This is a genomic window from Chryseobacterium sp. UF-290, assembly GCF_058245615.1.
Genome location: NZ_JBSICB010000029.1, coordinates 1 through 9,569, shown reverse-complemented (window position 1 = coordinate 9,569; position 9,569 = coordinate 1). Strand labels below are relative to the sequence as shown.

Genomic DNA, 9,569 nt, shown 5'->3' with positions numbered 1-9,569 from the left:
GTAATGTTCCAAACGTGTTGGTGTTGGTGAAAAACTATAGCGTTGAAAACCGACGCTATAGTTTTTTAATAAAATAAGATAATAATATACTAGTTAATACCAAATTAATTAAACAACAATACCAAACTTAAAACAGCAATCTGATGCTGTTTTTATTTTTAATGACAACATTTCAATATCGAATTATGGATATCCGTAAAAAACTAGAAAAATAATGAAATATTTTTGATGATTAATTTAAATGATATATATTTCGGTAAACAATTTTTAAAACTAAAATCATGAACTTAGAAGCATTAGAAAAAATTAAAGAAGAAATTATTAAATGGAAAAATAGAAAATTCTACACTTACCAAACCAAAAACTTTCATTCATATAATAGTCCTGTAAGTGATGGAGAATATATCTTAAAATTTACGACATCTATAAAAAATTTTAAATGTAGTAATGAGCCAATGGATATTAATAAAACATCTACTATATTTCTGACAACAACTATTAGTGAAAACCCTATTTCTGACAACGAGAATGCAGATAAAATACGTCTTAATCAGTTTTTAGTTGATTTCGATGAGGAATTTAATAGATTTGTTGAGGAAAAAATTGACGAATGTCAAGATAATTTAATTGCATCTGAACCTCTATTTTTTAATTAACATATTATTAGTAATATGCAAAGACTTTCTAAAAAGTTATTTGACATTTATGCATTATTTACAAGACAACCTTATGTGCAATATTTAGCAAAAGAATTAGAATATTACACCAATGGAAATAATAGTTTAATAGGGTTTATTAGCATAGATATAAAAGATGAAGATTATTATGCATGTATTCTTTCAAGAGATAAATCAATGCAGTTCCGTGCTGAAAAAATCACAGGAAATATTGAGACAATCGAAGAAGCAAGACAATGGTTAAAAAAATCATTCAACGATGATAGTATAACAAAGCATGATAATAAAAATGAATATTTTGACATTTTTAAACAACTAAATAATTCAGATAAAATTCATCCACATTTTACATTTTTAAGAGACAGATCTGAATTTTCAAGTGCGAAAGAAGTTATAAAAGAAATTTCATATCACTATAAAGATATTGATGGTAATTTTATAGATCAGTTTCAATCTCTAAATGGATTTGATTCTAGAATATTTGAACTTTATTTGTTTTGCTTTTTTAGAGAACAACTTTTCTCATTTAAGAGAGATTATGAAGCACCTGATTTTATAATAGAAAAATATGGTCAAACTATTGCTGTTGAAGCCGTTACAATTAGCAGGAAGAAGGAAAATTTTTCAAATATTTTAGATTTTAAGCCTAAAAACAAAGATGAGATTGATGTAAAACTTGAAAATGATGTTCCTTTGATGTTTAGTAGTGCCTTATTCGATAAGGTAAAGAAAAAATATTGGGAAAAACCTCATGTTCAAGGAATACCCTTTATTATTGCAATAGCAGATTTTCATGATACAATGTCCATGACTTGGTCATATAATTCTTTACTTCAATATTTATATGGATATACTTATAATTATTCATTTTCAGAATCTGGAGAATTAATAATAGACCCTATTAAAATTGAAAACTACGAAAAGGCTAATGGAACTAAAATACCTGCTGGCTTCTTTGATGATCCTAATAATAACTATATAAGTGGCATTCTATTTTCTTCAGTAGCTACTTTATCAAAATTCAATAGACTAGGAAAACAAGCAGGTTTAGGTAGTCGAAATAATATATTAATCAGAAATGTTATTCTTTTTAATCACGATAAAAACGCAGATAAACCTATTGCTAAAAGATATATTGTTGATGAAAATTGTGATGAAACTTGGTCTGAAGGTATGACATTATATCATAATCCAAATGCTATCAATCGTATCAATCGAGAAATGTTTGATGAAAAAATAGCACATAGTTTCTTTGATTTTGATAATAAAGATATTATTAGTTTAATGCCCGAAATTTTTCCATATAGTAATATGACAGAAAATCTTATAATTAAAAAGGATTAGTAGTTTATTGGAAGCTTACCATTCAGTTAGTAGCATACATATTCTAAATTCAATTTATTATGAAATCATTAAAAGAATTTATCGCAGAAAATTTAGAAAATCCAGCTATTACAACTGTTCAAGAAAATACAGAAAAACAAATTGACGAAAAACAAGTTGATGATATAAAGACTAATGAGAATAATGAAAATATTCTGCAAGGTCAAACAGATACTGCAAAGAAAGATTAGGAAAGACTAAAAATAATAATGTTTAAGTTTTTTACAATATTTTTGCCTAAGAAAACAAGTTATATTAATAAATCAAGTAAGTTGAGATAAGAAATACAATTAATATTCATAACGTGTTAATTTACAAATAGTTTGCTTTATTAATACTTTGGTTGTATATTTGTATAATATTATTTGGAATAATAAATCAAATTATTTTTAACACGACTTGTTTTGTCGTTACAATAATATATATTTGTATATTATTATTAAGTGATTGATATTGAATTTAAAATAAATATCAATCACTGGAAAAACTTATTTAACATAAAACGTACTAAAATGGAAATTAAAGAAGCTACAGTAGAAATTAGTCGTCATGAAGGCGGATTAAGGTCTGTTTCTGTTTTAATGCCAACATGGGATAGAACTGAAATGGATGGTTCAACTTCCGTAAATATTCCCTTATTTGGGTTAAAAGCTTTTGTATTTAATAAAATGAATCAAGAAGAAGTAGTTCATGATACAATTAAAGCTTTTTGTGTTTGTGCTGAAAAGCATGGAAGTGGATTAGAATCAGAATTAAGCTTATTAGGTTGGGAATTTGGTGATGAATCATCTGAAAATACTATTTCTATGTCTTACGTAATTACAAGTAAAGATACAGTTATAGAGCAAATTATGAGCACAGGTGAAACTCAATCAATGATTTTAGAATTAGCTTAATTTTTATGAATAAGGAATATCATCCATCTGTTAGTATTGATTTCGTATTAGAACAACTTAAAAAAAGCCCCAAAATAATTGAAGGTAGCTTTGGTAAAATTGGTAATACAACGCATTATTTTGTTGTTAGTGGAAGAAAGCCAATAAGTAAAAGACTTCATGTTATTAATGTGGATGAGAATAATGAAATAAATTTTATTCAAGCTACAGGATTAGCTATAAATTTCTCATTTATTACTGCTTTAATGAATTGGTACGAAAAAGAAAAAGGATGGAAAGAAGGTGATTACTTCGAACAATAAATAATTATTAAATTAAAAATAACATCAAAAACCCTCTATTTTAGAGGGTTTTACGTTTTTAAGCCTAGATAAATTTTATTATATTTGTATTATTAAAAATAAAATCATTCCAGTAAGGAATGTAAAATAAATCGTGCTTTTTGCATTATTGTCAACCTTAAATTACCACAATGAAGTTTTCGGACTTCATCTTTAAAAGACAAATAATGTATATGAGGTACGCCTGTTTTGGCGTGGCTTGTATCATTGTTTTTTTGGGGTGTGGTAATCCTAAGGTTGACATGATACAATGTCCACGCTTTATTTTTTATGTTAAACCTTAAATTACCACACAATGAAATTTGAATTCTCTACATTCAAAACAATAGCATCATGTTCTATTTTGATGCTAACAAATCTCTCTTTATCAGGACAAGAAAAACTTATTATCGATGATGATGTCGTCAGTAAAGTAAAAATTAAGGATGATGAAATTAGGGCTATTATAACTAAAGAAATTGAGGACTATAGTTATGTCAAAGGAAAAGTACCAACCTACTATTATGATTTATTTCTTGATTCCAAAAAAGCAGCAAAAGAATCTTATGACGAGTACATGAATAATCCTAATAAATCATCTTCATATATTCCGCCTGTTGTAAAAGAATATCCTGAAATGCTGGAAAAAGAAAAAACATTTTCGGAAGAATATAAATACAAAGATGGATTTGTTAAATCAGCAAATAAATCAAAAAGAATGGCCTATTTTCAAGATGTTGAAAAAACAATTTCAAATTTTTCAACAATAAAAGGTACTTATGATGTAATTTCAAAATACATGACAATAGCAAGGGAAACCATTGAGGGTAAGTTTTTAGAGAATGAAGTTTCTGATAAAATTTTTGAAGAATATGGTCAAGATGGAGAAGGCTCGATTTTAATTAAAAACCCAGAAAATAATTCTTACTATTTACTTTCTCATGAAATATATGACAGGATAAGAACAAGCAATTTTGCAAATGAAGGAATAGCAATTGCTAAAAAATTTGGATATACAATATATGATGATAAAGCTTATAAATACATTAAAACCAAATATTATGACATCTCTTGTAATGGATCATTAAGTAGGATTTTGCAAAAGGATCAAGATTATCTTAAAAAACTTGATATTTGGTTTGAGCAAAGAGAAGCTATTAGAAAGCAAACCATAGCTATGATTCCCAAATTAGATCATTATGTAAGATTATATAGAATGCAAAGAAATAGAATGTCTAAAGCTGATATTTCATCATGGACAATCCTAACAAAATCTGCTAATCTTTTGAATAAAAAACAAGTTGATTTAAATGACAAATTATTTGGTTGGTCTGATCGTAATGATTCAGATAAAAAATACTATAAATATTCAGACGAGTTTCTCAACTATTTAAGTGCTTCTACAGGAGTTTTAGGATTGTAGATTAAATCCGGCATTGCCGGATTTTCTTATTTTTTATTTATTTATTTATTTATTTATTTGAATTGACCCATGTCTAATTTCAACATTTTTTAAGATAGTTAGAATTGGACTTGTATCAATTAAATCAATAAATTCAAAAAAATTGTCTGTACTTTTACGAGTTGCTGTATTTGTTGTTATCAAAATTTGATGTTTTGACACAATGTTATATTTATCACCTTCAAGGCATAATAAAAATTCCAAGTGTGGTAAAAATGGTAAAGGATATTTTATATAATACTTTAATGTAATCGTACTATTTTGAAATAAATTATTTAAAGTATTTTCGATATCATTTTTAAATTCGAATTCAACTTTTTTTTCTTCGAAACTTTCAATCCATGTTTTAATGCATTCACTTATTTTTTTAAGTGCTTCGTCTTCCGTGTAAGTCATTGGTTTAAAATATGGAATAAATTTACCCAAAAATTTTAAAGAACGAAATTTATATTTAAAACATTTATATTTTAAGATTACTCTTGTTCGTTTACAAAACAATAAAAATTTAGACATTGATCATAAATTTAAAATTGTTTAATTAAATAATCAAGATGATCTTTTAATGTTGTAAATCAAAAGTTAAACAACTATATCAGTCGATAAGTCGTTTATAGGTAAGTCGTTCTTCAAATGCACAATATAAAGCAAAATTAAATCGATTACCTTCATCAAAATCTTTAGTATTATATCTAAAGGAAAATTCATCACAGTAAAGTTGCAAATGTTTTGGGCTAACTGAATGATAAATGCCAAGAATTCCGCGTTTTAGTAAACTCCAAAATCCTTCAATACTATTGGTATGATAGGAATCTTTCACATATTGACCTCTAGTATGAGGTATACTTTTATGTTCGTAATGTTTGTGTACTTGAGAATAACCTTTCCAACCATCACTAACAACAATAGAGCCTCTTTTGACCATGTTTTTAATAATCGTTGTAAGAGTTTTACCTTTTGTGTTAGGAACGATTTCTGTAGATACTTTTCCATTACTAAGTAAGCCAAATACAACAGCTTTTGTTTTAGTACTTCGACCCTGGGTATTTTCTACTCTTTTTTGCCATGATTTTTTATGATTTTTACCACCTATATAAGTCTCATCCACTTGAGTGTCACCATCAAAACTTTTAACTTTTTCAGAACGTAATGAATGTCTGATTCTTGAAAGCATGAACCATGCAGTTTTCTGCGTTACACCAATATCTTTTGCAAGTTGATGGCTACTAATACCTTTTTTATGTGATGTGAAAATATAGATTGCATAGAACCATTTTCTAAGTGGAATAGCTGAATTTTCGAACATCGTTCCAATTTTTACATTAAAATTTATTCTACAATCCTTACATTTATAGATACCATTGAATTCACCATTCTTTTTTAATTTGTAATGGTCAGGTCGTTCACTTAAACAATTGGTACATATCGGATCGTGTGTCCAAATTAAGTCTTCAAGATATTCTCTACATTTCTGTTCTGTATTAAATGCTTCCATCATATTCATTATAGAATCTGTAGGGTCATTAAATCCAAGATTGAAAAGCTTTGTTACTCTGTGAATTATCATATTTTATTAGTATATATAAATTTAATAAAAAAGATCGAGGCAGAACAATTCAGAGGAACAAATTTTTATGATTTTTATCTTGTTTTATATTTGATTTTCAGTTGGTTGTAGCTTATTATTTGACATTTACAGGAATAAAAAACTGCATCAAAAGATTGATGCAGTTTAGGTTTTGAAATGTTGTTTAATTAATTGGTATTAACTAGTATATTATTATCTAAAATAATATAACATTCCTTCTCAGTTTTTTTGTTGAAAGAATGATAGATCCTGACAAGGAAACGCTTAATAAGCTTAGACCAGGAGATAGTATTGAAACTAACGATATGTTTGAGTATATTTTTGGTGGATATGGTAGAAATACAAGACTTGATCGTAAAAATTTTTTGGAGATGCTTTTATTCAATTTGGTCTTGATGTAGAAGGTATTGGAAATCCATTTGGAAGGTCATCAGTTTCAAGTCCTTCAAAATTGGATACATTTAGCCATTATGGTCCCCAAGCAGTTGGTCTTAATATTTATAGAAACAATGAAGGTATAATAACTGGTGTTGGAGTTAAAGCTCAAGACGTTTATAAATATAATATGACAAAGGCACAACTTGATTCAATGCACAATCGAATTAACGCTGATGAAATTAAACGTAATAATCAAAGAGATTCGATATTAAGAAAAATAATAAGATGATAATATGAAGACTAAAATAATTTGCACACTAATTTTATTCATTATTTTTTCTTGTAAAAAAGATGAAACTAAGAGTTATAAAGAAGAATTAACCCAATCTATCCAAAAAAAAATTACACAAGAGCTTAAACAAGATGGTTCTACTTTAGAGTCCATTAAACTTGTAAAATTTGATACCTTAACTGAACAGCAAGAAGCCCAGTATTTAATAAATTATTCTTATCAGAGATTGAGGATATTAAATGAACAACAGCAACAGCTGACAAATGAGCTTGCTAGAGTTAAAAATAAAGATGATTTTAAGCGTAACGAATCAAGATATGTAAAAGTAAAGGACAGTATAAAACACGAAATAAAAATTATAGAAATTGTAGAAAGCTTAAATCCCCGAAAGGTTAAAACTGGCAATTATCTGGCAATTTTTATTTTAAAGGTTAATGATAAAAAATCTAATACAGTTAAAAACGATTCGTTATTTATGTTTACAAATGAAAAAAAAGTAATCTTCACATCAACACAATTTATTGAGCAATGTATTGCGAAGTTCAAAAAAGACTGACCTTCTTAAAAGTCTCTCGACTTTGAGCAGATAAAAAATAAATCCACCGCAATTGTGTAGCAATATTTTGACGTTGATACTTTTTAGGATGAAAGGTTTATCCTTCTTATATGTTTTAAATTAGAGAGTTTTATAAATAATTAGGGTATTGATTTCAATACCCTAATTTTGAATAAGTTTTGCTAGAAACAGCAAAGATGTTCCATATGCTTGATCTTGGAAGATGGGTATGATACAGACCCATTAGAAGAGATCACAAGAAGGTTTTCGCCTTACAATTATGCGTTAAATAACCCGGTAAGCTTTATCGACCCGGATGGGAGAAAAGCTTATGCTCCTGATACGTGGAGCTGGAATATAAGTTCTGGCGGAGCCGCCTCGTATTATCTTGCAGGCGGAAAAGGTGCAACGGGAATGTCTATGGATGAATGGTCAGGTAATGTTCCGACGATATTTTCCCGTCCTAATGAAGGTGGAGGGGGAAGTGGCATTAGTGGTGGAATGACATTCACAGACCCTTCCATGATTGCGTTTATACAACAAGGAGCTTCACAACCTGGCTTTATTAATGGTTTATTCTCTATGATTGGGCAATTAGAGAAGGCTGGGTTAAATGATCCTATTGTTCAACTTCTTATTTGGCCAGGTAACGGAGATGTTGGGCATACAGCAATTAGGATTAACGGAACAGTGTATGGATACTATCCAACAGATATAGATGGTGATGGGCAATACACTAAAGTGGATTTAAAAAATAGTCCTGGTGAAATGCATATTGATAGTGAGAATGAATTTTATTATAAATATAATGGTAACACTATTGTTTCATACGATATTAAAATGTCAGATTCCCAAATAAAAAGTTTAGAAAAAACACTTTTAGGTGTTGCTAAAAATCCTGGAATGTATGAGCTAACCGGATTAAACTGTACATCTGTAGCTATTCAGGCATTAAATAAAAACGGGATCAATATATATACATCTCCAACAACTTATAGCAGATTTGACGGAGATTCGACAGTTTATAAATTAAAAACAGGCTATTATGTCTCTCCTGACCGATTACTAAATTATTTAAATAACGGTCTCAATAATTACTCTTTTTATAATAGAACTAAATACACGATTAAATAATGAAAATATATTTTAAAACCTGGATGTTTTTTGGAGTTATATTAATGCTGTTTTCTTGCGAAAAAAACTATGATAAGGAAGAAATTGGAAAACTCCTTAATAGTGATGATAAAACAGAAATAATGAAAGGATGTTCTTTACTGAAAAATGAAAAAGATACAATATTTGTAAAGTATTTATTTAAGAATATTGAGGATGGTAGAATTTCCCATAATGCTAAATTTTATGGAATTAGTGTCTACGAAGCTAGAATGAAAGCTTTAAGAAGAATTTCAGGTTTAAATCCACCCAATAAGATAACATATAAATTTGATAGTCTTAATACTGCTTATTATCAAGAATGGGCAATAAAAAAAGGTTTTCATTAAATCTTTGACTAGTCCTAAATAAGCATAACAGATTAATATGGAGTTGCTACCTTTTTTGAGACAAAAAGTTTATACTTTTTTATACTCCTATTTTGGATAATCTTGAAAATAATTAGGTCATATTGAACTTTCAATACTCTAATTTTATAAAATAAGTTTCACTAGAAACAGCAATAGAGATCATTGAAGAAAACAACTACTATCCTTTTGGGCTGAAGCATGAAGGCTATAATACATTATCTGGTAACCCTTCCTATAACTATGGCTATAACGGAAAAGAATTACAGACGGAAACCGGAATGTATGACTATGGTGCAAGGATGTATATGAGTGACATTGGAAGATGGGGCGTTGTGGATCCATTAGCAGAGACCACAAGAAGGTTTTCGCCTTACAATTATGCGTTAAATAATCCTGTAAGCTTTATCGACCCGGATGGGAGAAAAGCTTATGCTCCTGATACGTGGAGCTGGAATATAAGTTCTGGCGGAGCCGCTTCGTATTATCTTGCAGGCGGA

General features: G+C 28.4%; 12 protein-coding genes and 1 pseudogene. 11 read left to right on the top strand and 2 right to left on the bottom strand.

The window, feature by feature from the left end:
* Window positions 1-281: 281 nt before the first annotated feature.
* The 6 genes from AC4IF5_RS20285 to AC4IF5_RS20260 all read left to right on the top strand — a co-directional run bounded on the left by AC4IF5_RS20285 (window position 282) and on the right by AC4IF5_RS20260 (window position 4,699).
* The gene (locus tag AC4IF5_RS20285; protein ID WP_490737754.1) at window positions 282-656 is read left to right on the top strand and encodes a hypothetical protein; all 375 of its coding nucleotides are present in this window, start codon (window positions 282-284) and stop codon (window positions 654-656) included.
* A 15-nt stretch (window positions 657-671) separates the two neighbouring features.
* Entirely contained in the window at window positions 672-2,021 is a 1,350-nt protein-coding gene (locus tag AC4IF5_RS20280) for a hypothetical protein (RefSeq protein ID WP_490737753.1), read from the top strand.
* 59 nt (window positions 2,022-2,080) lie between these two features.
* Complete coding sequence (locus AC4IF5_RS20275) at window positions 2,081-2,251, top strand: hypothetical protein (protein WP_490737751.1); 171 nt, start codon at window positions 2,081-2,083, stop codon at window positions 2,249-2,251.
* Between the two features lie 321 nt (window positions 2,252-2,572).
* Window positions 2,573-2,956 (top strand): hypothetical protein, encoded by a 384-nt coding sequence (locus AC4IF5_RS20270; RefSeq protein WP_490737749.1) that lies wholly within the window; start codon window positions 2,573-2,575, stop codon window positions 2,954-2,956.
* A 5-nt stretch (window positions 2,957-2,961) separates the two neighbouring features.
* Window positions 2,962-3,258, top strand: a complete 297-nt coding sequence (locus AC4IF5_RS20265; protein WP_490737747.1) for a hypothetical protein — start codon at window positions 2,962-2,964, stop codon at window positions 3,256-3,258.
* 334 nt (window positions 3,259-3,592) lie between these two features.
* Window positions 3,593-4,699, top strand: coding sequence for a hypothetical protein (locus AC4IF5_RS20260; protein ID WP_490737745.1), 1,107 nt, complete (start codon window positions 3,593-3,595; stop codon window positions 4,697-4,699).
* 45 nt (window positions 4,700-4,744) lie between these two features.
* On the opposite strand, the gene AC4IF5_RS20255 is transcribed toward AC4IF5_RS20260, so the two are convergent.
* Both AC4IF5_RS20255 and AC4IF5_RS20250 read right to left on the bottom strand, forming a co-directional pair.
* A complete protein-coding gene (locus tag AC4IF5_RS20255; RefSeq protein ID WP_490737743.1) occupies window positions 4,745-5,251 on the bottom strand; it encodes a hypothetical protein in 507 nt (168 codons plus the stop codon).
* A 79-nt stretch (window positions 5,252-5,330) separates the two neighbouring features.
* The gene (locus AC4IF5_RS20250) at window positions 5,331-6,302 is read right to left on the bottom strand and encodes an IS1595 family transposase (protein WP_490737741.1); all 972 of its coding nucleotides are present in this window, start codon (window positions 6,300-6,302) and stop codon (window positions 5,331-5,333) included.
* A gap of 472 nt (window positions 6,303-6,774) precedes the next feature.
* Here AC4IF5_RS20250 and AC4IF5_RS20245 point away from each other — a divergent pair, with 472 nt between their 5' ends.
* From AC4IF5_RS20245 to AC4IF5_RS20225, 5 genes and pseudogenes are all read left to right on the top strand, one after another.
* The gene (locus AC4IF5_RS20245; protein ID WP_490737739.1) at window positions 6,775-6,990 is read left to right on the top strand and encodes a hypothetical protein; all 216 of its coding nucleotides are present in this window, start codon (window positions 6,775-6,777) and stop codon (window positions 6,988-6,990) included.
* A 4-nt stretch (window positions 6,991-6,994) separates the two neighbouring features.
* On the top strand, window positions 6,995-7,549 hold the full coding sequence (locus AC4IF5_RS20240) for a hypothetical protein (RefSeq protein WP_490737737.1): 555 nt from the start codon (window positions 6,995-6,997) through the stop codon (window positions 7,547-7,549).
* A gap of 216 nt (window positions 7,550-7,765) precedes the next feature.
* Window positions 7,766-8,683, top strand: a complete 918-nt coding sequence (locus AC4IF5_RS20235; protein ID WP_490737735.1) for a hypothetical protein — start codon at window positions 7,766-7,768, stop codon at window positions 8,681-8,683.
* The gene (locus tag AC4IF5_RS20230; RefSeq protein ID WP_490737733.1) at window positions 8,683-9,051 is read left to right on the top strand and encodes a hypothetical protein; all 369 of its coding nucleotides are present in this window, start codon (window positions 8,683-8,685) and stop codon (window positions 9,049-9,051) included. The genes AC4IF5_RS20235 and AC4IF5_RS20230 overlap by 1 nt, the downstream gene beginning before the upstream one ends.
* 176 nt (window positions 9,052-9,227) lie before the next feature.
* Window positions 9,228-9,569 (top strand): annotated as a pseudogene (locus tag AC4IF5_RS20225) (RHS repeat-associated core domain-containing protein); the annotation flags it as partial.

What these genes read in the sequence shown, in the direction of transcription:
- AC4IF5_RS20285 (WP_490737754.1), top strand. Translation starts at nt 282, where the DNA reads ATGAACTTAGAAGCATTAGAAAAAATTAAAGAAGAAATTATTAAATGG.
- AC4IF5_RS20280 (WP_490737753.1), top strand. Translation starts at nt 672, where the DNA reads ATGCAAAGACTTTCTAAAAAGTTATTTGACATTTATGCATTATTTACA.
- AC4IF5_RS20275 (WP_490737751.1), top strand. Translation starts at nt 2,081, where the DNA reads ATGAAATCATTAAAAGAATTTATCGCAGAAAATTTAGAAAATCCAGCT.
- AC4IF5_RS20270 (WP_490737749.1), top strand. Translation starts at nt 2,573, where the DNA reads ATGGAAATTAAAGAAGCTACAGTAGAAATTAGTCGTCATGAAGGCGGA.
- AC4IF5_RS20265 (WP_490737747.1), top strand. Translation starts at nt 2,962, where the DNA reads ATGAATAAGGAATATCATCCATCTGTTAGTATTGATTTCGTATTAGAA.
- AC4IF5_RS20260 (WP_490737745.1), top strand. Translation starts at nt 3,593, where the DNA reads ATGAAATTTGAATTCTCTACATTCAAAACAATAGCATCATGTTCTATT.
- AC4IF5_RS20255 (WP_490737743.1), bottom strand. Translation starts at nt 5,251, where the DNA reads ATGTCTAAATTTTTATTGTTTTGTAAACGAACAAGAGTAATCTTAAAA.
- AC4IF5_RS20250 (WP_490737741.1), bottom strand. Translation starts at nt 6,302, where the DNA reads ATGATAATTCACAGAGTAACAAAGCTTTTCAATCTTGGATTTAATGAC.
- AC4IF5_RS20240 (WP_490737737.1), top strand. Translation starts at nt 6,995, where the DNA reads ATGAAGACTAAAATAATTTGCACACTAATTTTATTCATTATTTTTTCT.
- AC4IF5_RS20230 (WP_490737733.1), top strand. Translation starts at nt 8,683, where the DNA reads ATGAAAATATATTTTAAAACCTGGATGTTTTTTGGAGTTATATTAATG.